Annotated in this window: 17 protein-coding genes; 11 read left to right on the top strand and 6 right to left on the bottom strand. The window is 68.6% G+C overall.

The window, feature by feature from the left end:
• Positions 1-114: 114 nt before the first annotated feature.
• From gltB to A6I89_RS11745, 5 genes are all read left to right on the top strand, one after another.
• Positions 115-4,701 carry a glutamate synthase large subunit gene (gene gltB / locus A6I89_RS11725; protein ID WP_022593221.1) on the top strand — a complete coding sequence of 1,529 codons (4,587 nt, stop codon included), beginning with the start codon at positions 115-117 and terminating at the stop codon, positions 4,699-4,701.
• Positions 4,694-6,145, top strand: coding sequence for a glutamate synthase subunit beta (locus tag A6I89_RS11730; protein WP_005516534.1), 1,452 nt, complete (start codon positions 4,694-4,696; stop codon positions 6,143-6,145). Before gltB ends, A6I89_RS11730 begins: the two co-directional genes overlap by 8 nt.
• Before the next feature lie 297 nt (positions 6,146-6,442).
• Entirely contained in the window at positions 6,443-8,236 is a 1,794-nt protein-coding gene (locus A6I89_RS11735; RefSeq protein WP_022593223.1) for an Ig-like domain-containing protein, read from the top strand.
• Positions 8,237-8,258: 22 nt separating this feature from the next.
• On the top strand, positions 8,259-10,004 hold the full coding sequence (locus A6I89_RS11740; protein ID WP_005516531.1) for an Ig-like domain-containing protein: 1,746 nt from the start codon (positions 8,259-8,261) through the stop codon (positions 10,002-10,004).
• A 259-nt stretch (positions 10,005-10,263) separates the two neighbouring features.
• The gene (locus A6I89_RS11745) at positions 10,264-11,178 is read left to right on the top strand and encodes a cutinase family protein (protein ID WP_044990196.1); all 915 of its coding nucleotides are present in this window, start codon (positions 10,264-10,266) and stop codon (positions 11,176-11,178) included.
• A gap of 6 nt (positions 11,179-11,184) precedes the next feature.
• On the opposite strand, the gene A6I89_RS11750 is transcribed toward A6I89_RS11745, so the two are convergent.
• Positions 11,185-11,763, bottom strand: a complete 579-nt coding sequence (locus A6I89_RS11750; protein ID WP_041673702.1) for a DUF732 domain-containing protein — start codon at positions 11,761-11,763, stop codon at positions 11,185-11,187.
• 377 nt (positions 11,764-12,140) lie between these two features.
• Between A6I89_RS11750 and A6I89_RS11755 the strand changes: the two genes are divergently transcribed.
• A complete protein-coding gene (locus A6I89_RS11755; RefSeq protein WP_044990198.1) occupies positions 12,141-13,007 on the top strand; it encodes a hypothetical protein in 867 nt (288 codons plus the stop codon).
• 60 nt (positions 13,008-13,067) lie between these two features.
• Here the strand turns inward: A6I89_RS11755 and A6I89_RS11760 are convergent, their stop codons facing one another.
• Genes A6I89_RS11760 through A6I89_RS11770 form a run of 3 tightly spaced genes read right to left on the bottom strand, consistent with a single transcriptional unit; the run spans position 13,068 to position 16,167 of the window.
• Complete coding sequence (locus A6I89_RS11760) at positions 13,068-13,868, bottom strand: SDR family oxidoreductase (RefSeq protein WP_013414406.1); 801 nt, start codon at positions 13,866-13,868, stop codon at positions 13,068-13,070.
• Positions 13,865-15,526 carry an FAD-binding dehydrogenase gene (locus tag A6I89_RS11765; RefSeq protein ID WP_022593233.1) on the bottom strand — a complete coding sequence of 554 codons (1,662 nt, stop codon included), beginning with the start codon at positions 15,524-15,526 and terminating at the stop codon, positions 13,865-13,867. Before A6I89_RS11765 ends, A6I89_RS11760 begins: the two co-directional genes overlap by 4 nt.
• Positions 15,527-15,543: 17 nt before the next feature.
• Positions 15,544-16,167, bottom strand: coding sequence for a TetR/AcrR family transcriptional regulator (locus A6I89_RS11770; protein ID WP_005516522.1), 624 nt, complete (start codon positions 16,165-16,167; stop codon positions 15,544-15,546).
• Between the two features lie 79 nt (positions 16,168-16,246).
• Between A6I89_RS11770 and A6I89_RS11775 the strand changes: the two genes are divergently transcribed.
• The 3 genes from A6I89_RS11775 to A6I89_RS11785 all read left to right on the top strand — a co-directional run bounded on the left by A6I89_RS11775 (position 16,247) and on the right by A6I89_RS11785 (position 19,262).
• Positions 16,247-16,741: a hypothetical protein gene (locus tag A6I89_RS11775; RefSeq protein WP_022593235.1), complete on the top strand. Its 495-nt coding sequence runs from the start codon at positions 16,247-16,249 to the stop codon at positions 16,739-16,741.
• Between the two features lie 56 nt (positions 16,742-16,797).
• Entirely contained in the window at positions 16,798-17,091 is a 294-nt protein-coding gene (locus A6I89_RS11780) for a putative quinol monooxygenase (RefSeq protein ID WP_005516520.1), read from the top strand.
• Between the two features lie 149 nt (positions 17,092-17,240).
• Positions 17,241-19,262, top strand: a complete 2,022-nt coding sequence (locus A6I89_RS11785) for a CocE/NonD family hydrolase (RefSeq protein WP_022593237.1) — start codon at positions 17,241-17,243, stop codon at positions 19,260-19,262.
• A gap of 87 nt (positions 19,263-19,349) precedes the next feature.
• On the opposite strand, the gene A6I89_RS11790 is transcribed toward A6I89_RS11785, so the two are convergent.
• Together A6I89_RS11790 and lysX are read right to left on the bottom strand one after the other, a co-directional pair.
• Complete coding sequence (locus A6I89_RS11790) at positions 19,350-20,042, bottom strand: DUF998 domain-containing protein (RefSeq protein ID WP_005516518.1); 693 nt, start codon at positions 20,040-20,042, stop codon at positions 19,350-19,352.
• 7 nt (positions 20,043-20,049) lie between these two features.
• Positions 20,050-23,415, bottom strand: coding sequence for a bifunctional lysylphosphatidylglycerol synthetase/lysine--tRNA ligase LysX (lysX, locus tag A6I89_RS11795; RefSeq protein WP_232244827.1), 3,366 nt, complete (start codon positions 23,413-23,415; stop codon positions 20,050-20,052).
• 85 nt (positions 23,416-23,500) lie between these two features.
• On the opposite strand from lysX, the gene A6I89_RS11800 reads away from it, so the two are divergent.
• Together A6I89_RS11800 and A6I89_RS11805 are read left to right on the top strand one after the other, a co-directional pair.
• Positions 23,501-23,731 (top strand): RNA-binding S4 domain-containing protein, encoded by a 231-nt coding sequence (locus tag A6I89_RS11800; RefSeq protein WP_005516516.1) that lies wholly within the window; start codon positions 23,501-23,503, stop codon positions 23,729-23,731.
• An 86-nt stretch (positions 23,732-23,817) separates the two neighbouring features.
• Positions 23,818-25,338, top strand: a complete 1,521-nt coding sequence (locus tag A6I89_RS11805) for a molybdopterin-dependent oxidoreductase (RefSeq protein ID WP_022593245.1) — start codon at positions 23,818-23,820, stop codon at positions 25,336-25,338.
• Positions 25,339-25,353 lie beyond the last annotated feature (15 nt).

Genomic DNA, 25,353 nt, shown 5'->3' on the forward strand with positions numbered 1-25,353 from the left:
GAGGAGCCATTCTCGGTCGGTGCCGCACAGTGTCGTGCAGGTACATGCTCTGCAGTTGTATGGCCATCAGCGCTGCTGGTCGTCGGTGCATCTACGCATACGAAGGCAGTAGGTATGAAGCATCTTCCCGGGCCCCAGGGGCTCTACCACCCGGCGAACGAGCACGACGCGTGTGGCGTCGCGTTCGTCGTCGACATGCACGGTCGGCGCAGCCGCGACATCGTCGAGAAGGCGATCACCGCGCTCGTGAACCTCGAGCACCGCGGCGCCGCGGGCTCCGAGCCCAACACCGGTGACGGCGCGGGCATCCTGCTCCAGGTCCCGGACCGCTTCCTGCGCGCCGTCGTCGACTTCGAGCTGCCCGCCGCGGGCGCGTACGCCACCGGCATCGCGTTCCTGCCGCAGGGCGACGCTGCTGCCGACGAGGCCGCCGCCGGTGTCGAGAAGATCGTCGCCGAGGAGGGCCTGACGGTTCTCGGCTGGCGCGAGGTCCCCACCGACGACTCGTCGCTCGGCACGCTGGCCCGCGCCGCGATGCCGACGTTCCGTCAGGTGTTCATCGGTTCGGCCGGCGATTCGGTCACCGACATGGACCTGGAGCGTCGTGCGTACGTCATCCGCAAGCGCGTCGAGCACGAGCTCGGCGAATCCGGCGCCGGCGAGGACGGCCCGGGCCGCGAGTCGGTGTACTTCCCGAGCCTGTCCGGCCAGACGTTCGTCTACAAGGGCATGCTCACCACGCCGCAGCTCAAGGGCTTCTACCTCGACCTGCAGGACGACCGTGTCGAGAGCGCGCTGGGCCTGGTGCACTCGCGCTTCTCCACCAACACCTTCCCGTCGTGGCCGCTGGCGCATCCGTTCCGCCGCGTCGCCCACAACGGTGAGATCAACACCGTCAGCGGCAACGAGAACTGGATGCGGGCCCGCGAGGCGCTCATCAAGTCCGACGTGTTCGGCGACGGCGCGCTCGAGAAGATCTTCCCGATCTGCACCCCCGGGGCCTCCGACACCGCGCGCTTCGACGAGGTGCTCGAGCTGCTGCACCTCGGCGGGCGCAGCCTGCCGCACGCAGTGCTGATGATGATCCCGGAGGCCTGGGAGCGTCACGAGAGCATGGACCCGGCACGCAAGGCGTTCTACGAGTACCACTCGGCGCTCATGGAGCCGTGGGACGGCCCGGCATCGGTGTGCTTCACCGACGGCACCGTCGTCGGCGCCGTGCTGGACCGTAACGGCCTGCGCCCGTCGCGCGTGTGGGTCACCGACGACGGCCTGGTCGTCATGGCGTCCGAGGTCGGCGTCCTCGACATCGCCCCGGAGAAGATCGTGCGCCGCATGCGCATGCAGCCGGGCCGCATGTTCCTGGTCGACACCGCACAGGGCCGCATCATCTCGGACGACGTGATCAAGTCGGAGCTCGCCGCGGAGCACCCGTACCAGCAGTGGATCGACGAGGGCCTCGTCCAGATCGACGACCTGCCGGAGAGCAAGTACACATACATGACCCACGACCGGGTCGTGCTGCGCCAGCAGATCTTCGGCTTCACCAACGAAGAGGTCAACCTCCTCGTCAAGCCGATGGCCGTCACCGGCGGCGAGGCGCTGGGCTCGATGGGCACCGACACCCCCATCGCGGTGCTGTCGGCCCGTCCGCGGATGCTGTTCGACTACTTCCAGCAGCTGTTCGCGCAGGTCACCAACCCGCCGCTCGACGCCATCCGCGAGGAGATCGTCACGAGCCTGGGCGGCACCATCGGCCCCGAGGCCGACCTGCTGACGCCGTCGGCCGCGTCGTGCCGTCAGATCGTGCTGCCGCAGCCGATCCTGCACAACGACGACCTGTCGAAGCTGATCCACCTCAACGACAACGCGAAGTTCCCGCACTTCCGCAGCGTCGTCGTGCGTGGTGTCTACCCCGTCGCACAGGGCGGCGAGGGCCTGCGCAAGGCACTGGACACGGTGCGCGACAAGGTGTCCGAGGCGATCGCCGGTGGCGCCCGCATCATCGTGCTGTCGGACCGCGAGTCCAACGAGAAGTACGCGCCGATCCCGTCGCTGCTGCTCACCGCCGCGGTGCATCACCACCTGGTGCGCGAGAAGACCCGTACCAAGGTCGGTCTCGTCGTCGAGTCCGGTGACGCCCGCGAGGTCCACCACATGGCGGCGCTGCTCGGCTTCGGCGCCTCGGCCGTCAACCCGTACATGGCGTTCGAGACCATCGACGAACTGCTGCAGTCGGATCAGCTCGCCGGCCTGTCGCTGGACAAGGCCGTCACGAACTACATCAAGGCCGCCGGCAAGGGCGTGCTGAAGGTGATGTCGAAGATGGGCATCTCGACGCTCGCGTCGTACACCGGTGCGCAGCTGTTCCAGGTGATCGGCCTGTCGCAGGAACTCGTCGACGAGTACTTCACCGGCCTGCAGTCCAACCTGGACGGCATCGGTCTGGACGAGATCGCGGCGGATGTCGCTGCGCGCCATGCCAATGCGTACCTGGACCGGCCGGAGCTGCGGGCGCACCGCGAGCTCGAGGTCGGCGGCGAGTACCAGTGGCGCCGCGAGGGCGAGTACCACCTGTTCAACCCGGACACGGTGTTCAAGCTCCAGCACTCCACCAAGACCGGCCAGTACGAGGTCTTCAAGGAGTACACCAAGCTGGTCGACGACCAGTCCGAGCGCCTGGCGTCGCTGCGCGGCCTGTTCAAGTTCAAGAGCGGTCTGCGTCAGCCGATCTCGATCGACGAGGTGGAGCCCGCCAGCGAGATCGTCAAGCGGTTCTCCACCGGCGCGATGAGCTACGGCTCGATCTCCGCGGAGGCACACGAGACCCTCGCGATCGCGATGAACCGACTCGGTGGCCGCTCGAACTCCGGTGAGGGCGGCGAGCATCCGTCGCGCTTCACGCCGGACGAGAACGGTGACTGGCGCCGGTCTGCGATCAAGCAGGTCGCGTCGGGCCGCTTCGGTGTCACGTCGCACTACCTGAGCAACTGCACCGACATCCAGATCAAGATGGCGCAGGGCGCCAAGCCCGGCGAGGGTGGCCAGCTGCCGCCGCACAAGGTGTACCCGTGGGTCGCCGAGGTGCGTGGCTCCACCCCGGGCGTCGGCCTCATCTCGCCGCCGCCGCACCACGACATCTACTCGATCGAGGATCTGGCCCAGCTGATCCACGACCTGAAGAACGCGAACCCGCAGGCGCGGATCCACGTCAAGCTGGTCTCGGAGATCGGTGTCGGTACCGTCGCCGCGGGTGTCTCGAAGGCGCACGCCGACGTCGTGCTCATCTCGGGTCACGACGGTGGCACGGGCGCGTCGCCGCTGACGTCGCTCAAGCACGCCGGTGCGCCGTGGGAGCTGGGCCTCGCCGAGACCCAGCAGACGCTGCTGCTCAACGGTCTTCGCGACCGCATCGTGGTCCAGGTCGACGGTCAGATGAAGACCGGCCGCGACGTCATGATCGCGACGCTGCTCGGCGGCGAGGAGTTCGGTTTCGCGACCGCTCCGCTCGTGGTCTCGGGCTGCATCATGATGCGCGTGTGCCACCTCGACACCTGCCCGGTGGGTGTCGCGACGCAGAACCCGTTGCTGCGCAAGCGTTTCGCCGGTAAGCCGGAGTTCGTCGAGAACTTCTTCATGTTCATCGCCGAGGAGGTGCGCGAGCTGCTCGCCGAGCTGGGCTTCCGCACCCTGCAGGAGGCGGTCGGCCAGGTCGACGTCCTCGACACCACCGCGGCGCTCGAGCACTGGAAGGCGTCCAAGCTGGACCTGTCCCCGATCCTGCACCGGGTCGAGTCCGCGTTCGCGGACCAGGACCTGTACTGCTCGGGCACACAGGAACACGGCCTGGAGAAGGCGCTCGACCAGCAGCTGATCCAGCTGGCTCGTCCGGCGCTCGACAAGGGCGAAGCCGTCGCCTTCGAGTCGGAGATCACCAACGTCAACCGCACGGTCGGCACCATGCTCGGCCACGAGGTGACGAAGGCTTACGGCGCGGAAGGACTGCCGGACAACACGATCGACATCACCTTCACGGGCTCGGCGGGCAACAGCTTCGGCGCGTTCGTGCCCAAGGGCATGACGCTGCGGCTGCACGGTGACGCCAACGACTTCGTCGGCAAGGGCCTGTCCGGTGGACGCATCGTCGTCCGCCCGCCGCTGAAGACGGCCGAGGGCTTCGTGCCCGAGGACAACATCATCGGCGGCAACGTGCTCCTGTTCGGTGCCACTGCGGGTGAGGCTCTCGTCCGCGGCATCGTCGGCGAGCGTTTCGCCGTCCGCAACTCCGGCGCCACCGCTGTCGTCGAAGGTGTGGGCGATCATGCCTGCGAGTACATGACCGGTGGCAAGGTGGTCATCCTCGGAAAGACCGGCCGCAACTTCGGCGCCGGTATGTCCGGTGGTGTGGCGTTCATCTTCAACCCGGATCGTGATTTCGGGACCAACCTCAACACCGAGTTGGTCGATCTCGAGGACCTCAGCGTCGAGGATCTCGAATGGCTGCACGGCGCCGTCGAGCGCCACCGCGACGAGACCGGATCCGAGGTTGCGGCTCGGATCCTCGCCGACTGGTCGCACCAGAAGGCACATTTCGCGAAGGTCATGCCGCGCGACTACAAGAAGGTCCTCGTCGCTATCGAGACCGCGAAGAAGAACGGAACGAACGTGGACGACGCAATCATGGAGGCAGCTCGTGGGTGATCCGAACGGCTTCCTGAAGCACACGTCGCGCGAGCTGCCCATCCGCCGCCCGGTGCCGCTGCGCCTGATGGACTGGAAGGAGGTGTACGAGGACTTCTCCTCGGACACCCTCAAGACCCAGGCCAGCCGGTGCATGGACTGCGGTATCCCGTTCTGCCACAACGGCTGCCCGCTCGGAAACCTGATTCCCGAGTGGAACGACCTGGTCTACAAGGACCGGTGGCGCGAGGGAATCGACCGGCTGCACGCGACCAACAACTTCCCGGAGTTCACCGGGCGACTGTGCCCGGCGCCGTGTGAGGCGTCGTGCGTGCTCGGCATCAACCAGGACGCGGTGACCATCAAGCAGGTCGAGGTCGAGATCATCGACCGCGCCTTCGACGAGGGTTGGGTCCAGCCGGTGCGCGCGTCGCACATCACCGGCAAGAAGGTTGCTGTCGTGGGCTCCGGCCCCGCGGGTCTGGCTGCGGCGCAGCAGCTCACGCGGGCCGGGCATTCGGTGACGGTGTTCGAGCGTGAGGACCGCATCGGCGGTCTGCTGCGCTACGGCATCCCCGAGTTCAAGATGGAGAAGCGCCACATCGACCGCCGGCTGGCGCAGATGGAGGCCGAGGGCACGGTGTTCCGCACCGGTGTCAACGTCGGTGTCGACATCACCGCCGAGCAGCTGCGTGAGCAGTTCGACGCGGTGGTCCTCGCCGGCGGTGCCACCGAAGCGCGTGACCTCCCGATCCCCGGTCGCGAGCTGGACGGCATCCATCAGGCGATGGAGTTCCTGCCGATCGCGAACCGTGTGCAGTTGGGCGATCTGGCGGAGCCGACCATCACCGCGAAGGGCAAGAAGGTCGTCATCATCGGCGGCGGCGACACCGGTGCCGACTGCCTCGGCACCAGCCATCGTCAGGGCGCCGAGAGCGTGCACCAGTTCGAGATCATGCCGCGGCCCCCGGCCGAGCGCGCCGGCTCCACTCCGTGGCCGACGTACCCGCTGATGTACCGCGTGTCGTCCGCTCACGAAGAGGGCGGCGAGCGCGTGTTCTCGGTCAACACCGAGGAGTTCGTCGGTCGCGACGGCAAGGTGACCGCGCTCAAGGCGCACGAGGTCGAGATGGTGAACGGCCGCTTCCAGAAGGTGGAGGGCTCGGACTTCGAGCTCGAGGCCGACATCGTGTTCCTCGCGATGGGCTTCGTCGGTCCCGAGAAGCCGGGCCTGCTCACCGATCTGGGTGTCGACCTCAACGAGCGCGGCAACGTCGCCCGCTCGTCGGAGTGGGCCACCAATGTCGACGGCGTGTTCGTCGCGGGCGACATGGGCCGCGGCCAGTCGCTCATCGTGTGGGCCATCGCCGAGGGTCGCTCCTGCGCGGCCGCGGTCGACAAGTTCCTCGAAGGATCGACGGCTCTGCCGACGCCGATCAGCACCACCAGCGCTCCGCAGCGCTGAGCGATCGGCGGGGATCAACGTCGCTCCCTGCCGATCGTCCTTCGAAGCCCGAAGGCCCCGTTCCACGCATCGCCTCGCGTGGGACGGGGCCTTCGCCCTTTTTTCGGTCCGAAACGTGCGGAGGCACGAATTGTTTTCTGGACGTTCGACCAGAAAACGCTTCTACAACGATCTTGCAACGGCTATGGTCTGCCGCATGTGATGAGTGACACATGACCGCCGAGTCGGGGGAAAGGCGGACCTACCCGAGGAGGATCAGTGTTTTCGTCGAAACTTCGTAGAGCGGCCGGCCCGCTCGTGGCCTTGGCCAGCGCCGCCGCGCTGACCTTGACCATGAGCGGCACGGCGGCGGCAGCGAGCCCGACCGGCCCACCGCCCACGTCGTCGAGCGGTAACCAGCCGGCCGACAACCTGGGTTGGAAGACCGAGGTCGTCAGCGTCAACGGTGTGGCCGGCAACGTCGCCAATCCCGGCGACACGGTCACCTACCGGTCGAGCATCTGGGAGAACTCGAAAGCCGGCGGCTTCCTGAATCTGGGCCGGTACATGACCTCCATCCGGCACATCGCGCCCGCCGGATTCCAGTTCCTCAACGGGAACACCACGCCGAACGGCACCGTGACGAGCGAGGGCGCAGCCGGTGTCAAGGCCGTCTGCGCCGGGAACGGTTGTACGTCCGTTCCCGTGCTCGGCACGGACGGGTTCAAGGTCATCGGCAGCACCGTGCTGACTTTCACCGTCAACTACAAGATCCCGGACAACTTCGCGCCCGGTGACTACGACAGCGGCTTCCTCTTCGACGTCTACACGTTCAGCAGCCAGCAGGGCTCCAACGCCTCCGGTGCCAAGGTTCGGGTCCTGGACAACAAGTCGGAGACCACCACTTCCGTGGCTCCCGTCGGCACGGTGGCCATGGGTAGCTCGACGGATCTGACGGCCACGGTCTCGCCGGCCGGTGCCACGGGCACCGTGCAGTTCTTCGACGGGTCCGATCCGATCGGGGCTCCCGTCGCGGTGAGCGGTGGAACCGCCACCCTGGCGCACACTTTCACCGCAATGGGGACGTACTCCATCTCGGCCAAGTACACGGCTACGGGTCTGTTCCACGATTCGGAGTCGGCTCCGGTCGAGGTCGAGGTCGGCCCGGTCCAGACCGCGACGACCGTGACCGTGCCGGCCACGGCCGAGGCAGGCGCGACGGTGCCGCTGCAGGCCACCGTCACTCCGGCCGACGCACAGGGCACCGTCCAGTTCGCGATCAACGGTACCGACGTGGGCAGCCCCGTCCAGGTCAGCGGCGGCACGGCCACGCTGAACCATCGCTTCGACGACCCGGGCAACTTCTCCGTGACGGCGAACTTCGTCGGCGGCTTCGGGGTCGCCGGTTCGGCCGCCACCGCGCAGCAGATCGCCGTCTCCTACGGTGACTGGCAGACCACGACGGTGGTCGTCGAGCCGGTGACCGCCGAGGCCGGTAGCCCCACCAACCTGATGGCGACCGTTCGCCCCATCCCGACCGGTGGCACCGTCACCTTCTCCGTCGACGGCACCGCTGTTGGCGCCGTCGATCTGGGCACCGCCGACGGCGTCGCGGCTCTCGCGCACACCTTCGACACCGCGGGCACCTACCAGGTGGTCGCCGACTTCGCCGGTACCGACGGCTTCTCGGCCTCCACGTCCGCACCGTTCACTGCCACGGTCGCCCCGACCGCGCCCGTGCTCACGGCCGTGAACGCGGACCTGACGGTTCAGGGTCTGTCGGTCGTCGGCCAGACCGTCACGCTCACCGTCGATGTCGACCCGGCCGACGCGCAGGGCACCGTCCAGTTCTACAAGGGCACCGAGGCCGTCGGCGCCCCGGTCGCCGTCGTCGACGGCAAGGCGTCCGTCACCACCACCCTCGACTTCGAGGGCACGCAGCTGATCACCGCGAAATTCGTTGCCGGTGAGGGCTTCCGTGACACGGTGTCGAACCCTGTCGTGCTGAACGTGTCGGCCGCGCCGGTGGCTCCGGAACCGGGCGCCGGCAGCCTCGGCTCGCTGTTGGAAGGCCCGCTCGCCGGGCTGCTCGCCGGATCGATCGGAGGCTGACGAGATGAGTGCAGGAGGATCGATGAGTTCCAAGCTGTACCGCTACCTCGCGCCGGTCGCCGTGGGGGCGACGGTGGTCGCCGGTGCTGGTGTCCTGGGCGTGGGAGCCGCGTCCGCGGCGACGACGACCACGCCGTTCAACAACGCGTGTCAGGCGACGCCGTCCTCGAGTCTGGCCGGTGGGCCGCAGACTCAGGTGCAGGCGGCGTCGGTGACGGTCGATGCGCCCGAAACCGTGGCGCCCGGTGAGGAGTTCGTGGTGACGATCTCGCCGCCGCCGATCTCGGTGCCCAACGATCTCGGCTCGGGCGCGAGCCTGTCGAACATCTCGCGGCTCAAGATCGACGTCGCGATGCCGGAGAACGCGCAGTTCGTCGGCGCCGAGGTGGTGGCCGGGACGTCGTCGGGCATCACGGGTGTCGCGCCGAACGTCCTCGTGGTCAACGAGAGTGGAAATCCCGACCCGAACGGCACGATCATCCGGCTGTCCGGCAACAACGAGACGATCGGAAACGGACCGAAATCCTCGAAGAGTTCCGAGGGCGGCATCAAGGCGAACGCGTCGGGCAGCACCACTACGTTCCAGTTGCCGCAGGTCAAGGCCACGCTGAAGGCAGGCGCGGCCGGTGAGATCTCGATGAAGCTGCGCACCGCAGGAAACGCCGGTCAGTTCGGCAACGACGCCAACTTCCTGACGTTCCTGCCCCGGGCCAGTGCGCCGATCGTCGGCACCGTCTGGGCGCCCACCCAGTGCTCGCCGCGGGACACCGCGAGCGGTCCCCTGAACGCCGGAGCCGGTCCGCTGGCCACGATCCAGATCCTGCGCCAGGCGGTCGCGACCGTCACCTACCTGGACGGCCCGAGCGCGGTCACCAACGGCGGCGAGTTCACGCTCAACGCCACGGTCGTGCCGACCCCGGACAGCGGACAGGTGCAGTTCACCCGCGACGGTGAGGATGTCGGTGCACCGGTCGATCTGGTGAACGGCAAGGCGTCGCTGCCGCAGTCGATCGACACCGACGGCGACTACGTCTACGAGGCGAAGTACCTGGGCGCGGAGTTCTTCAACCCGTCGACCGCGTCGAAGTCGGTCACGGTGACGTCGCAGGACATCCAGACCACGACGTCGGTGACCGGGCCGGAGCAGGACGCCTACCGTGACCAGCCGGTGAACCTCACCGCGAAGGTCGAGCCGGGTGTCTCGGGTGGCACGGTGGCGTTCGAGGTCGACGGAACGCCGGTCGGAACCGCCGACGTGATGGATGACGGTGTCGCGGTGCTCCCGCACACCTTCACCACCAACGGCACGCACCGGGTGATCGCGCGGTACTCGGGCGCGGACGGCATCTCCCCGTCGGTCTCGCTGCAGTACCCGGTGAGTGTCACCGAGGCGCCGGCCGCCGACGTGGCCACCACGATCACGGTCGATCCGGTCGCCTCCACCGCCAAGGGCTCGCCGGTGACGCTCACCGCGCGACTGGATCCGGCCGACGCCCGGGGCACGGTGCAGTTCAAGCTCGGCGACGTGCTGCTCGGCGGACCGGTGCGGGTGGACGCGAACGGCGTCGCGACGCTGACGACGTTCTTCCAGAACCCGGGAGAGTTCGTGGTCACGGCCCAGTTCACCGCCGACGCCGGATTCATCGACTCGGCGGCGACCCCGGTGAACGTCACGGTGACCGGCGATCCGGACACCGTTCCGAATCCGGGTGGTGGCACCGGCAGCCTCGGTGGGCTGACGGGACTGTTCGGTAGCTTGGGCGGCTGATCCGATCCGTCTGGTGGGCCCCCTCGCGGAAGGCGAGGGGGCCCATCGTGTTCCGGGTACGAAGAGGACGTTTCGAAGAAGCCCACCACCGCGCTCCGCTCCGGTAACGTGCGTTTACCGATCGTGCACCGTATCGACATGTGGGGCTGCCAAGATCTACCTGTCGCGTCACCCGCAGGCGTTGTCACGGGAGGGGACGTCACGACATGTGGCCATGGGGAAGTGGCCACTCGGAGCGAGTGAGTGGGGTGCCGGGTTGATGCGTGTGAAGAGGTCGCTGGCGGTGTTCGGAGCCTGCGTCGCAACGGTTGTCGGTTCGGTGGTGTCGGTGGGGGTCGGCACTGCGCAGGCGGCCCCGAGTTGCCCGAACCTGCAGGTGGTGGCGATTCCGGGAACCTGGGAGACCACGACGGATCCGGGCGCGAGCCGCGGTCCGGGTCTGCTGTCGGCGGTGACCAACCGGCTGCCGTCGTCGGTCGGTGTCGACTACGTGACCTATGTGGCTACGGCGTTCCCGTGGGAGACCGAGGTGTACGGCGCGTCCAAGCGGCAGGCCGTCGACAACGCGCGCGGGATCATCGCGGACGTCGCCTGGCGCTGCGGCAACACGAACTTCGCCCTGATCGGGTACAGCCAGGGCGCGGACGCGGCGGGTGACCTGGCAGCCGAGATCGGTACCGGGCTGGGCGTCGTCCCACCGAATCGGATTGCGGCGGTGGGGTTGTTGTCCGATCCGCGCCGGTCCGAGGGCGACAACATCGTCGGCCCGCAGGTGATCGGAAACGGGGCCGGCGGACCGCGGATCGGCGGCTTCGGTCTGGTGAACCCGCAGACGCGCACCTTCTGTGCGGCCGGTGACCTGTACTGCTCCACCCCGAAGGACGACTTCGTGACCCGCCTGGCCGGGTTCATGGCCCAGAACTCTTCACCGCTGGCGCCGCTCAGTGGTCGGTACGCGCAGGAGGCACTCGTCATCGCGCAGGACGTGATTGCCGCGGGCGGTGTGCCCACCCTCGAATCGCAGTCCTCCGACGGCGCCAACCACGATCGGGCCGACAAGCTCCGTCAGTTCTACGAGTCGCAGGTGCATCAGGACTACTCGACCTATGTCGTCGATCGCAACGGCGCCACCGCGACGTCGTGGCTCGCGAACTGGTTGCGCTCCGTGGCCTGACGGGCGTCAGCAGTACGTCTTCTCGGCCGTCGACACGTAGATCTCCGCGATCCGGTCCGCCGGCATCGGCAGGAACTGTGCGTATGCCTTTCCGACCGAATCGAATTCGGCCAGAACGCTCGACCGTGAGTCGCCCCGTGCCAGGGCCTCGCACGTGCCCTGCGCGTACAGCACCTCGACCCCGTCCATCCCGGTCGGTGGTATGCCCGCGCCCCGCAGTGCGGCGAGGTAGCGCTGCCCACGTTCGCCCGACTCGGCGACGACCTGCTCCGGTGACCGGGCGTCGATTCCGCCGGCCGCAGGTGCGGCCGGGCGCGGAGCGGGCGGCGGCACGGTGGTCACCGGTGGTGGGGGCGCGACCGTCGTGGTCGGTGCCGGTAGGGGAGTGGACGGTTCCGTCGCCGGGGCAGGCGCGGCCTGACCGGGGGAAGACGCCTGTGCCGCTGTCGACGTCGTGGGGCTCGCCGAGGTGGCGGAAGCGTCGTGTCCGGTGTGTTCCGGCGTCGAATCCTGCCCGCTACACGCGGTGAGAAGCAGTGCTCCTGCTGCCGCGACGGCGGCGGTAACTGCACGTGTGCTCGTCATGAGCAAACAGTGTGGCATGTTGAACTACTGACCGGTAGACCCAAAAAATTCGAAGGGCGAAAAGTCGCGAGATTCGTATTCGGCGGCGCCGTGCTGTGATATAAACCACTCCAGCTGTTACCTTGCGTAACAGTCGAAGGCGCTCCGAGTCTGCGGCGAATGTGCAGGTAGAAGCCATTCATTCGCCGGGCTCTCGGTGCTGTGGACGACGGGGTGTATCCGCAGCACAGTTCGACTGACCGAAACTCGCGGCGAGAGGCGTTCGCCGTTGCTCACCCCTCTGTGTGCCCATAACCCGTGGATATGCACATCGAATGCTCGATAACTGAGGAGGACGTGTGAAGAACGATTCGAGAGTCACGCGGCGTCGCGTGGCAATGCGCACCGTGGCCGTGGCAGGTGCGGTGGGCGCCTCGATGGCGCTGCTGGCTCCCTTGGCATCGGCAGCTCCGACGCCCGCCCCTGTCCCGGGTGGTGGCGTGTGCGATCCCGCAATCGCGCAAGGCTGCCTCACGGTGCTCGTCGAGAGCGGTACGTTCGCGAACAACGGCTTCAACTTGCCGATCGGGCTCGGCGACATGATCATCGCGGGCAACGCCCCTGACGACGACTTCATCCCCCGCGACGACGGCCACAACGGTGTCTACGGCAAGCCGTTGACGGTGCCCGGCGGTGTGCTCGGGGTCGATCTCCCGTTCAACAACCTGTTCGGCTTGGCAGCGGTGACCGCGACGGTCGAGGCGGTGGAGGTTCCGGTGTTCAACGGCGACCTCTTCAACTTCGATATGACCCTGAAAACGCGGATGAAGATCGACAATCCGTTCCTGGGCGACAACTGCTACATCGGGACCGATTCGGCCCCGGTCGAACTGAACCTGCACAAGTCCAATCCGGTCGACGACCCGTCGTCCATCGGTGTCAGTGACGGCACGGAGTGGCCCGCCGGCGTCTTGGTTGCGTCCAACATCCAGAACACGGCGTCGGACTTCACTCTTCCGGGGGCGACGGGCTGCGGTCCGTTCGGGATTCTCAACCCGATCGTCAACTGGCGGGCCAAGGTGCCCAACTCCACCGGAACGGAGCTGACGACCAAGGCGACCGGCTTCATTTCGGAGTCCGCCGCCGGTGGTACGGATCCGCTGGACGGTGCGGACGACGGCACCGGTTCGAGCGGTTCGAGCGGATCCAGTGGCTCCAGCGGTTCGAGCGGCTCGGACAGCTCCAGCGCTTCCAGCGGTAGCTGATTCGCCCATAATCCGGGCGTCCTGCCGGCCCGTCGGGGGGTCGGCAGGACGTCCGTTCGTCTACTTCAGCCCGTGGAACCGGGCCATCATCTTCTCGGTGAAGGCCCGCGGCGCGAGTCGACGGACCGTGAACACGAGCGGGGCCTTGTTCCCGACCGCGTACAGCGGCTTGGGTTTGTCCGCCTCGATCGCCTTCACCACCAGTTCCGCGACCGTCTCCGCGCGGATTCCTCGATCCTCGTTGCGCTGCATGGCCTTCGACACCGTCGTGTAGTCCGCCGTGTACGGCGAACCGTCGGCGATGTACCGGGTGCGACGGTCGCCGATGCCGGTGGCGATGGTGCCCGGTTCGACGGTGGTGAGCCACACGCCGAACGGGCTCAGTTCCCGTCTGGCCGCCGTCGCGAAGCCCTTCAGTGCGCACTTCGTGGCCACGTACGACGACCGGAACGCGAGCGGGAAGCTCGCGAGCATCGAGCCCACCATCACGACGCGGCCGTTGCCGCGCTCACGCATGCCGGGGAGCAGTAGTTGTGTCAGCTGGATCGCGCCCAGGACGTTCACCTGGAACAGGCGGTCGATCGCGTCCAGTGGCAGTTCCTCGAGCGGCCCCATCTGGCTCTCACCGGCGTTGTTGACCAGGACGTCCACGGTTCCCGCTGCGCGGGCGCACGCCTCGATACTCGCCCGGTCGGTGAGGTCCAGTGCCAGGTATTCCACGCCGGGAACTCGCGAACTCGGCTGCAGCGCATCCGGATTTCGAGTGGTGCCGAGTACCCGATACCCGCGCGAGACCAGCGCCCGGGTTACTTCCAGGCCGATGCCCGACGATGCGCCCGTCACGAGCGCGGTGCGGCTCACCCGAGGCTCCGGCCCAGCGCGCGCCCGGCCGCGCGCCCGGAGAAGATGCAGCCACCGAGGAACGTGCCCTCGAGCGCGCTGTAGCCGTGCACGCCGCCGCCGCCGAACCCGGCGACCTCACCCGCGGCGTACAGGCCGTCGAACACGCTGCCGTCGGGCCGGATCACCTGCGAGTCCAGATTGGTCTCGAGACCGCCGAGGGTCTTACGGGTGAGCAGGTTCAGACGCACGGCGATCAGTGGTCCGTGCGCCGGATCGAGGAGCCGGTGCGGCTTGGCGACCCGGATCGCCTTGTCGGGCAGATAGGTTCGCGCGTTGCGGATGGCCATGACCTGCATGTCCTTCGAGAAGGTGTTCTCCATCTCGCGGTCACGCGCGACGACCTCCCGTTCCACCTGGGCGTGGTCGAGCTTCGCATCGGGGGTCAGCGCGTTCATGCCGTCGACCAGGTCGCGCAGATTGTCGCGGACCACGAAGTCCACGCCGTGTTGCTTGAAAGCCTCGACCGGGCCGGGCGCACCCTTCTTCACGCGTCCGAGCAGGAGTTTCATGTCCTTGCCGGTGAGGTCGGGGTTCTGCTCGGAACCGGAGAGCGCGAACTCCTTCTCGATGATCGACTGCGTGAGGACGAACCAGGTGTGATCGTGCCCGGTGCCGAGGATGTGCTTGAGCGTCGCGAGGGTGTCGAAGCCCGGGAACAACGGCACCGGCAGGCGCTTTCCGGTGGCGTCGAGCCACAGCGACGACGGGCCGGGGATGATCCGGATGGCGTGATCGGGCCAGATCGGGTCCCAGTTGACGATGCCCTCGGTGTAGTGCCACATGCGATCCCGGTTGACGATGTTGCCGCCCGCGTTCTCGGTGATCTCGAGCATGCGGCCGTCCACGTGCGCGGGCACGCCGGTGATCATGTGCTCGGGCACACGGCCCAGGCGGTCGACGGGCCAGTTCTTCTTCACGAGGTCGGGGTTGCCGCCGATGCCGCCGGAGGTCACCACCACGGCCTGCGCGCGGAGTTCGAACTCGCCGACGGGTATGCGGGACGACTTCACGCCGCGCGGTTCGGTCGACGGCTCGAGCACCGTGCCGCGCACCCCCACGGCGGCGCCGTTCTCGACGATCAGATCGTCCACCTGGTGCCGGTAGCGGAAGGTGACCTGTCCGCGGGCGGCGGCGTCGAGCACCGGTTCGCGGAACACCCGGACCACCTCCGGTCCCGTGCCCCACGTGATGTGGAAGCGCGGTACCGAATTTCCGTGACCGGTGGCCAGCCCACCGCCGCGTTCGGCCCAGCCGACGTTCGGCATCACGCGCAGGCCGAGATCGTGCAGGTAGGCCCGCTTCTCGCCGGCCGCGAAGTCGACGTAGGCCTCGGCCCACTGCCGGGGCCAACGGTCTTCGCGGTCGCGGTCGAATCCGGCGCTGCCCAGCCAGTCCTGCAGCGCCAGTTCACGGGAGTCCTTGATGCCCATGCGGCGCTGCTCGGGGCTGTCCACCAGGAACAGGCCGCCGAGTGACCAGAACGCCTGTCCGCCCAGGTTTTCCACGTTCTCCTGGTCGACGACGAGAACCTTGCGCCCGGCCTTGACCAGTTCGTGGGTCGCCACCAGGCCCGCCAGTCCCGCTCCGACAACGATGACGTCGGCTTCCGTTGCCACTGCCTGTCTCCTGTCCGTTAGGTACCGCTGCTGTAACTGCTCACGACGGTGACGAACAGCCGCTGACGCGCCTGCCGGACCGCCTCGTTCTCGGGTTCCATCAGCACCTGCACGGCGGTGCCGTCGTGGATCGCGACCAGTGCCCGTCCCAGGGCCGCGCGGTCGGTGACGCGTCGCCCCGCCGCGGCGAGAGCGTCCTCGACGATCGGCAGGATCGTGCCGAGAATCGCGTCCTCCCGGGCCGCCATGACGCGTTTGAGGGCGGGGTTGCGGAGGGCGTGCGCGGTGAACTCGGCGGTGATCCGGTACCACGCGTCGTCGACCGGAATCGCGGCCAGGACACGCTCGACGGCCGAGTCGAGGGTGAGGGTGGCCGGGCGGTCGGCGAGGGCAGTGCGGATGCCGTCGAGCATGGTTGCCGAGCGCTGCTCCCACATCGCGAGGAACAGCTCGTCCAGCGAGGTGAAGTTCGAGTAGAAGGCGCCGCGGGTGAACCCGGCGCGTTCGCACACCTGCTCCACCGTGGAGCGCCCGAAGCCCTCCTCGGCGAACACGTCACCGGCCGCGTCGAGCAGCCGTTGCCGCGTCTCGGCGCGCCGTTTCGTGACGCGCTTGGGTCGCGGTGTCTCGGCCGTCTGCACTGGTCACCCTCAACTTTCCGCGTCGGACCCCGTTCGATACAAAACTGTATCCGACGAACTCCGGCGTAGCGTCGAAATCGTGCAGATCTGGTACGTGAGCTACGGGTCGAACATGTCGCGCGCCCGCCTCGACTGCTACCTGCGGGGCGGTTGTCCCGCCGGCGGCGGGCGTACCTGTGCCGGCGCGCGGGACCCGCACCCGCCGGTGGGCCGCGCCGCCGTCCGGCTGCCGGGCACGGTCTACTTCGCGGGCGAATCGGTGGTGTGGGGCGGTGGGCGGGCGTTCTACGACCCGGACCTGCCCGGCGACACCGCCGCGTGCGCGTATCTCGTGACGGCCGAGCAGTTCGACGACATCCACGGTCAGGAGCCGTCGTGCTACGACCGAGTCCTCGACCTCGGGACACGCGAGGGGTTCCCGATGCGGACGTTCACGGCGGCGGGGGGTCGCGCCGACGTCGTGCGGACCGCGCCGTCGGCCCCGTACCTCGACACCATGGCGACCGGACTTCGCGAAGTGTTCGGCTGGAATTCCGAACGGGCGCAGGCGTATCTGCGGCGTTTACGGCTCTGACCAGGGTACCGTCGAGGTGCCGCATACTGTGGCGGCGCTCACAGAATAGGGATCCGATGTCGAATCTGCATGTCGTTGCGACAATTCCGGCCAAGGCCGGCTCCGAGAACACGGTTCGTGCCGCGCTCACCGCGCTGGCCGAGGAGAGCCGCAAGGAGGACGGTTGCGTGTCGTACGACCTGTTCGAGTCCACGTCGGCACCGGGCACGTTCGTCGTCGTCGAGGTGTGGAAGGACCAGCACGCGCTCGACACCCACATGAAGTCGAACCACATGCGTGAGGCCGCCGGCGCGTTCGGCGCCCACCTGGCCGCAGCCCCCGGCATCCACCCGCTGCGCCCCGTCTCCTGACGTTTCCCCTCCTTCCCGCGTTTTGCGCACTTGTCGCGAGTTTTCGCCCCGCGAATCGACGATAAGTGCGCAAAACGCGAGGCCGACCGGGGAGTATTGAGGTTCTCGACGCGGGGTGAGGCGTCGCCCGGAGCATGGGGAGGGCTCGGATGCGGTGGATCTCGAGGACGCTGGCGGCGATCGCGGTCGCGGCGATCGCCACCGTCGGAACGGTGGCGCCGGCGAGTGCCACCCCGGACGCGGGAGAACTCGGCGCGCAGTGGACGGCCACCGCGGACGGCCCCGCGGCGTACCCCGGCATGGACATCGCGTGGGACATCCCGATCCGGATGAGCGACGGGGTGATCCTGAAAGCCAACGTGTACCGGCCCGCGGACGCGGACGGGCGGCCCGTCGACACCCCGTTCCCGACGATCGTGAGCATGACGCCGTACACCAAGCTCGTGTCGGCGCTCGCCGAGGCAGCGGTGTCGGCTCCGGGAATCAGCGACGCGGTCATGGACTTCGCCCGCGACATCAACTTCTCCGGAACACCGTTGAGCGGTATCACCGATCTGACGCGGGCCCTGTCCGGCGGCGGGCTGCGCACGTTCACCGTCGACCGAGAGCTCATCCGCAGCGGGTACACCCAGGTCGTCGTCGACGTGCGCGGTACCGGTTTCTCGCAGGGGATCTGGCAGGTGTTCCAGGAGCGCGAGCAGCAGGACACCATCGAGACCATCGAGTGGGCCGCGCAGCAGGCGTGGTCGAACGGCCGAATCGGCATGAGCGGGGTCTCGTACTCCGCTATCAACCAGATCCAGGCGGCGTCGAAGCGGCCCGCGGCGCTGCAGGCGATCGTGCCGATCGAGCCGGGCGGCGACCTGGTCCGGGACGTCGTGGCGCCGGGCGGGGGTGCGGGCGTCGGATTCCTGCCGTTCTGGTTGGCGGCGGTCAACGGGCTCAAGCTGATTCCCGACGTCCAGGCGTTGATGCAGGGCAACCTCGACCAGACGAGGTTGCGCGACCGGATCGCCGATCCGGCGACGTTCTTCCAGTACCTCATCCAGGCGATCACCATCCCCGACGTCGACTCCATCCCGCCGGAGCTGCAGACGCTGCTCGAGCCGGACAGCTCGCTGCGCCTGGCCTGGCTGCCGCACGCCGAGCAGATCACGGCACCGACCCTGCTCTACGGCGGCTGGCACGACATCTTCACGAACTCACAGCCCCGGTTGTACAACGCGATCCCGCTGGCGCCCGGGAAGAAGCAGCTCGTCATGGGCGACACCTACCACCTCAACCCGGGCAGCGGCTTCGGTGATCCGGGCTACCCGCCGCGGCTCGACGTCCTGCAGCGGGCGTGGTTCGACCGGTGGCTCAAGGACATCGACAACGGCATCGAGACGTACGGCCCGGTCACGTCGTATCAGCAGGGCAACGGCTGGACCACCACGGATCGGTTCCCGCGCGCGGGCGTCGAACATCGCCGGATGTATCTGGCGGCGCAGCCGTCCGGCACCACCGCGACGTCCGTGCACGACGGTTCCCTGCTCGCATCGCCACCGTCTGGTACGACGACTCTGACGGTGGCGCCGGGGCTTTCGAGCCTGTGCTCGCGGGACGCTGCGCAGGAACTCGCGGGCCTCCTCGCCGTGATCGACGGCTGCGCCAAGGACAACCGGATCGCGGAGCGGGATGCGCTCACGTTCACCAGCGCCCCGGTCGCGGCACCCACCCAGATCTCGGGGCCGGTGAACGTGCACCTGAACACCGTGCTCGACACCACCGACGGCTACTGGACGGCCACGCTCGACGATGTTGCCCCGGACGGTACGTCGACGGTCCTGACGTCGGGCCAGCTCACGTCGTCGCTGCGGGGCATCGACGAGGCCCGCAGCGAGCGCTCCGCGAACGGTGACCTGACCGACCCGTTCTACACGCTCACCCTCGCGGCGCGTCAGCCGATCGTGCCGGGCCGGCCCACCACGCTGGACGTCGGGCTCACCGCGACGGACGCGCTGCTGCAGCCGGGTCACCGTCTGCGGGTGTCGGTGGCGGCGAGCAACTTCCCGAAGGGCATGCTGTTGCGTCCGCTGCTTAACGAGAGCCGGTTGGCGCCCCAGCATCTGGTGCTGGACCCGGCATCTCCGAGTTTCGTCAACGTTCCGCTCGACGTCCCGATCCCCTGATCCCACGGTCCGCCCCCCTCCCGCGTTTTGCGCACTTGTCGCGCCCACGACCCCCGAAATTCCGCGATAAGTGCGCAAAACGCGAGGTCAGGGGGAGACGGGGACGGGCGCCGAGGACGCCCCGTGCACGGCCCGCCAGGCACGGTCGCTGAGCAGCGTGGCCGCGACGAGGACCATCCACCCGCTCATCGACAGCAGTTCGACGCGCTGCGCGAAGCCGAGCCAGCTGTGACTGCCGGACGGGTCGTCGACCCCGACGAGCATCCACAGGGTGCCGACGAGGAACAGCACGACGACGGCGAGCCCGGACCACCACATCGCCCGCGGCGCACGGTAGACGAAGATCGCGATGATGAACGCGACCGCCGAGACCACGGCGGCCGTCACCGACACCGTGCTCGTGACGGCGTGCCACTGGTGGGTGAGCGGAACCTGCGTCGCCTCGCAGGCCGCCGTGGAACACCGCAGCGGCAGACGGGAATCGGCGATCGTGCCCACCGCGAAGACACCCAGCGCGAGCCAGCCGACCGTGGTGAGGAAGCGTCGCGGCGTGATCGTCAGCCCCAACACCGCCGCGACGGTGAGCACGATCCCGGTGAGCAGATCGCCGCTGCGGTAGAGGATCCCGTAGCGCTGGTCGGTGGCCGCCAGCTGGCTCGCGAACCCCTCGAACGGGCCCTCACCGGAGTTGAGGAAGAACGCCAGCACCCACGACGAGTACAGCACCGCTCCGGAGATGAGTAGGGCCGCAATGGTGTACCTGCGCAATGTGAGTGACACGGCGACCTCAGTTGCGCGGCTTGGCGAACGGGAACGCCAGCGATTCGCGGATGCTGCCGCCGGTGATGAGCATGACGATCCGGTCGACGCCCATACCGAGCCCGCCGGTGGGCGGCATCGCGTGCTCGAGCGCCTGCAGGAAGTCCTCGTCGAGTTCCATCGCTTCCGCGTCGCCGCCGGCCGCGAGCAGCGACTGCTCGGTGAGCCGTCGTCGCTGGTCGATGGGATCGGTGAGTTCGCTGTACGCGGTGCCGAGTTCGACGCCCCACGCCACCAGATCCCACTTCGCGGCCACACCGGGGATGGTGGGGTGCGGGCGGGTCAGCGGCGACATCGACGTCGGGAAGTTGGTGTAGAAGGTGGGGAACTCGGTCTGACCCTCCACCAGATGCTCGTACAGCTCCTGCGCGACCGCGCCTGCGTCCCAGCTCTTCTGGTACTCGATGTCGTTCTCGTCGCACAACTTCTGCAGCACCTCGAGGGGTGTCTCCGGGCTGACGTCCACGCCCAGTTTCTCGGCGACCGCGCCGTGCATCGTCTTCACGGGCCATTCGCCGGAGATGTCGACGGCGACGAGTTCGCCGTCCGGACCGGGACGCATGATCGTCTGGCTGCCGTGTGCGGCGACGGCCGCGGCCTGGATCAGCTCGCGGCACAGCACCATCATGCGTTCGTAGTCGCTGTGGGCCTCGTACGCCTCGAGGATCGTGAACTCCGGGTTGTGCTTGAAGTCGACCCCCTCGTTGCGGAACACCCGCCCGATCTCGAACACCTTCTCCATGCCGGCCACGCACAGACGTTTGAGGAACAACTCCGGTGCGATCCGCAGGTACAGGTCCAGGTCGTACGCATTGATATGGGTGACGAAGGGGGCCGCGTTGGCGCCGCCGTGGATACGCTGCAGGATCGGCGTCTCCACCTCGAGGTAGTCGCGGCCGGCGAGGGTGTCGCGCAGCGACTTCACGATCGCGGTACGCGCCGCCAGCAGCCGCCGCGACTCGGGGTTGATCGCGAGGTCGACGTAACGCTGCCGCACGCGAGTTTCCGCGTCCGTCAGGCCCTTCCACTTGTCGGGCAGGGGGTGCAGGCACTTGCCGTTCATGCGCCACTCCGTCGCCAGCAGCGACAGTTCACCCTTGCGGCTGCGGCCGATGGTGCCGCTCACCTCCATGAGGTCGCCGAGGTCGAAGTCGGTGGAGAACTCGTCGAGCCGGTCGCCGACCGTGGTGCGTTCGATGAGCACCTGGATGTCGCCGGACCAGTCCCGCAGCACTGCGAACGCGACGCCGCCGTACGTGCGGATCCGCAACAGGCGCCCCGCGATTCGCACCCGGGTGCCCTCCGGGGACGACGTCGCGGCGGCGACGGTGTGGGTGGGCGGGTACGCGACGGGGTAGGGGTCGATGCCCTCGTCGGCCAGGCGGGCGAGTTTGTCCATGCGCACGCGAACCTGTTCGGGCCGGCGCGGTCCCACCGATTCCGGGGCCGTCCCGTCCGTCCTGCCCGTGGACGCGTCGGCCGCCGGAGCGGCGGCGTCGGGCGCACTGCCGTCCGCGTGCAGGACACCGGAGACGGCGAGTGCCGCCGGCACCGCGGCGCGGGTCCCGGTGTGCGTGGGCGCCTTCGCCCGGTGCCCGAACGTGGGCAACGTCAGGAAACCCTCGGCGATCGCCGACGCGATTCCGACGCGCGGCAGCTGCCGGTTGTCGTCGAAGCACAGGTACCGCGGCGCCCATTCGGGCTGGTACTTGACGTTCGAGCGGTACAGGGCCTCGAGCTGCCACCACCGGGAGAAGAACAGCAGCATCGACCGCCAGACCCGCAGGATCGGACCGGCGCCGATGCGCGCGCCCTCCTCGAACGTGGAGCGGAACACCGCGAAGTTGAGCGACACCCGCACGACGCCGAACTCGTCGGAACGGGTCGCGAGTTCGGTGACCATCAGTTCGACTACACCGTTGGGGGCGTCCGGGTTCCGGCGCATCAGGTCGAGCGATGCGCCGTTCGGACCCCACGGCACCAGCGACAGCATGCCCAGCACCGTGCCGTCCTCGCCGAGCGCCTCGACCAGGAGGCAGTCGCCGTCGAGGGGATCGCCGAGCCGGCCCAGGGCCATCGAGAAGCCGCGCTCGGTCTCGGTGTCGCGCCACGCATCTGCACGCGCGACGACGTCGGCCATCTCGGCGGGCGGGATGTCGCGGTGGCGTCGGATGCGGACTGTGACGCCCTGCTTCCGGACCCGGTGCACGGCCTGACGGACCTGCCGCATCTCGCGGCCGTTCAGATTGAACTCCCGGGTTTCGAGGATCGCCTCGTCGCCGAGCTGGAGCACCGACAGACCGGCCCGCTTGTACGCGGTGGCGCCGGCCTCGCTCGCTCCCATCACGGCGGGCGCCCAGCCGTACTTGGAGCACAGGGCGAGCCACGCGTCGATCGCGTGCGGCCACGCCTCCGGGTTGCCGATCGGGTCGCCGCTGGCCAGGCACACGCCGATCTCCACGCGGTAGGTGACGGCGGCCTTGCCGCTCGGAGCGAAGACGACGGCCTTGTCGCGGCGGGTCGCGAAGTAGCCCAGGGAGTCGTCGGCACCGAAGCTGTCGAGCAGGCCGCGCAACGCCGATTCGTCGTCGCCGGTCAGCGCGTTCGACGCCCGCTGCGAGCGGAACAGCGTGATCACCGCCGCGAGCAGGGCGAGCGCCCCGAACAGTCCCAGCAGGGTGTTGACGAAGACGTGGGGGTGGCCGTCGAACTGTTCGTTCTCGACCACGACGAGGGCGGTGACGCGGTTGAGGGCCCACAGGAACCGCTGACCCGACGGCAGCGTGCCCGGGAACAGCTCCACCAGCCCCCAGCCCAGCAGAGTGCCCACCGCCAGGCCGGACACGAGGACGCCCAATGCCTTCCACGCGGCGCCGCGGCGGACCCGCGTGTAGAACTCCTTGCGGGCCGCGATCAGGATCCCGACGACCGCGAGCTGCACGACGCACGCGACGGCGGCGTTGACGTTCTCGTCCGCCACCGCGGTGACCGCGTTGAGAACTGCGAAGAGGGTCAGGTAGATCGTCAGCAACCACCACGCGATCCGTTTGCGGCTCGCGAGTGCGGCCGCCACCAGACCGACCACGACGGCCCACGACAGGCTCGTGTCGGGGGCGTCGAAGTAGTAGTCGTCGATGTACAGGCGCGGCGTGTGCACCAGGTAGCGCAGCGCGGGCGACAGGCTCCACAGGAACACCAGCACCGAGAAGACGCCGAGGACGAGGCCCGCGATGTGCGGAACCTCCGACAGCCGCCCGCGTTTCGGCGTCACCCGGGTCTGGTGGTGGTCCCGCCTGTCCGTGGTGTCCACAGGGCTACCGGTACTCGTGGCCATCGAGGTCCTTCCAGTGACTGTCGTCTCTCCGAGTCCAGTGTGAGGCGTCGATGGGCCGTTTGGGGCCAAGGAGGAAGATGGAGGCATGTCTGACGCTGTGGACGAGGTCCCGATCCGCGACGAATCGATCCGCCTGGGTCAATTCCTCAAGCTGGCCAATCTCATCGAGTCGGGTGCGGAGGCGAAGGTCGTCGTCGCCGAGGGTCTGGTCAGCGTGAACGGCGAGGTGGAGATCCGACGCGGTCGGCAGCTGCGGGACGGCGACGTCGTCGAGATCGGTGGCATGTCGGCGCGGGTGAGCGCGCCCGTGTCCTAGCGGCCGGCAGATCCCCGTCGGGACCCATCCGCCTACCCGGCCGGCGCCGAATACTCGGACGTAGCCGAAAGGAAAGCGGGGGACACATGACGACGCGTGCACTGTCGGGGATACTCGCGGCCGCGGTCGTGCTCGGGATCGGCCAATTGGTGTCGGTGCCGATCGGGCCCGCGTCGTCGCCCTTCTTCGCGGTCGGGTCCACCACCGTCGACCGCAGCCCGGCGTGGGCGCGGGAGTTCGCGATCACGACGTTCGGCACCAACGACAAGCCCGCTCTGTTCGTCGGGATGACGGTGCTGATCGTGGTGCTGGCGGCGGTGGCCGGCATGGTGGAGCGACCGCGCCGCCCGTACGGCAGCGCGATCCTGCTGGTCCTGGGGCTGGTCGGGGTGTACGCGGCCGTCAACCGGCCCGGGGCCACCGCGTCGTACGCACTGCCGACGATCGTCGGTGTCGCCGCCGGGATCGTCACACTGCGGGTGCTCACCACGCGTGCGCCGGTGCGGACCGGATCCGGGAACGGCGCGCCGGGGATGGCGCGCCGCCGGTTCCTGGTGCTGGCCGCGACAGCCGCCGCCGTCGCCGCCGCGGCGGGGGCAACGGGACGCTATCTCGCCGACCGGGTGGCGGGCGCGGTCCGTAACCGCGACGGCCTCGCCCTGCCCACGGTGCCCGCCGCCGACCGCGCGCCGGCCCTCGCGCCCGGAACCGACGTCGCGGTGCCGGGCGCCACCCCCTTCGTGACCCGCAACGGAGACTTCTACCGGATCGACACCGCGCTGCAGGTGCCCATGCTCACCACCGACGAATGGCAGCTGCGGATCCACGGCATGGTCGATCGCGAGATCACCCTGAGCTGGGACGACCTGATCGCCCGCACGCCGATCGAACGCGCGATCACGCTGACGTGCGTATCCAACGAGGTCGGCGGCGAACTCGCGGGCAACGCCACCTGGGTCGGGTACCGGATCAAGGATCTGCTCGACGAGGTGGGCGTCGCGTCCGACGCCGACATGTTGCTGTCCACCAGTGCCGACGGCTTCACGGTCGGCACCCCGGTCGAGGTCCTGCGCGACGGCCGCGACGCGATCCTCGCGGTCGCGATGAACGGCGAACCGCTCCCGTTCGCGCACGGTTATCCGGTGCGTCAGGTGGTGCCCGGGCTGTACGGGTTCGTGTCGGCGACCAAGTGGGTGGTCGACTGGGAGCTGACCCGCTTCGACCGCGCCGAGGCGTATTGGACCCGGCGCGGCTGGGCGGCGCAGGCACCGATCAAGACTGCGTCGCGCATCGACGTGCCCGCCGCGTTCGGGAAGATTCCGTCCGGCCCCACGATCGTCGCGGGGACCGCATGGGCGCAGCACCGCGGCATCGAGAAGGTCGAGGTGCGGGTCGACAACGGCGTGTGGCGGACCGCGACGCTGGCGCCGCAGTACTCGATCGACACGTGGCGGCAGTGGACGTGGCAGTGGGACGCGCCTCCCGGTGTGCACAGCCTGCAGGTGCGTGCCACCGATCGGGCCGGCAACACTCAGACCGAGGAGCGGGCGGCGCCGATTCCGGACGGCGCGAGCGGGTGGCACTCGCGCACGGTGACGGTGTCGTGAGGCGGCCCCGCGGGA

Source organism: Prescottella equi, from assembly GCF_002094305.1.
Lineage (GTDB): Bacteria > Actinomycetota > Actinomycetes > Mycobacteriales > Mycobacteriaceae > Prescottella > Prescottella equi.

Excerpts from the sequence above, each read along its gene's own strand:
- gltB (WP_022593221.1), top strand. The coding sequence starts at position 115 with ATGAAGCATCTTCCCGGGCCCCAGGGGCTCTACCACCCGGCGAACGAG.
- A6I89_RS11740 (WP_005516531.1), top strand. The coding sequence starts at position 8,259 with ATGAGTTCCAAGCTGTACCGCTACCTCGCGCCGGTCGCCGTGGGGGCG.
- A6I89_RS11745 (WP_044990196.1), top strand. The coding sequence starts at position 10,264 with ATGCGTGTGAAGAGGTCGCTGGCGGTGTTCGGAGCCTGCGTCGCAACG.
- A6I89_RS11750 (WP_041673702.1), bottom strand. The coding sequence starts at position 11,763 with ATGACGAGCACACGTGCAGTTACCGCCGCCGTCGCGGCAGCAGGAGCA.
- A6I89_RS11755 (WP_044990198.1), top strand. The coding sequence starts at position 12,141 with ATGCGCACCGTGGCCGTGGCAGGTGCGGTGGGCGCCTCGATGGCGCTG.
- A6I89_RS11780 (WP_005516520.1), top strand. The coding sequence starts at position 16,798 with ATGTCGAATCTGCATGTCGTTGCGACAATTCCGGCCAAGGCCGGCTCC.
- A6I89_RS11785 (WP_022593237.1), top strand. The coding sequence starts at position 17,241 with ATGCGGTGGATCTCGAGGACGCTGGCGGCGATCGCGGTCGCGGCGATC.
- lysX (WP_232244827.1), bottom strand. The coding sequence starts at position 23,415 with ATGGCCACGAGTACCGGTAGCCCTGTGGACACCACGGACAGGCGGGAC.
- A6I89_RS11800 (WP_005516516.1), top strand. The coding sequence starts at position 23,501 with ATGTCTGACGCTGTGGACGAGGTCCCGATCCGCGACGAATCGATCCGC.
- A6I89_RS11805 (WP_022593245.1), top strand. The coding sequence starts at position 23,818 with ATGACGACGCGTGCACTGTCGGGGATACTCGCGGCCGCGGTCGTGCTC.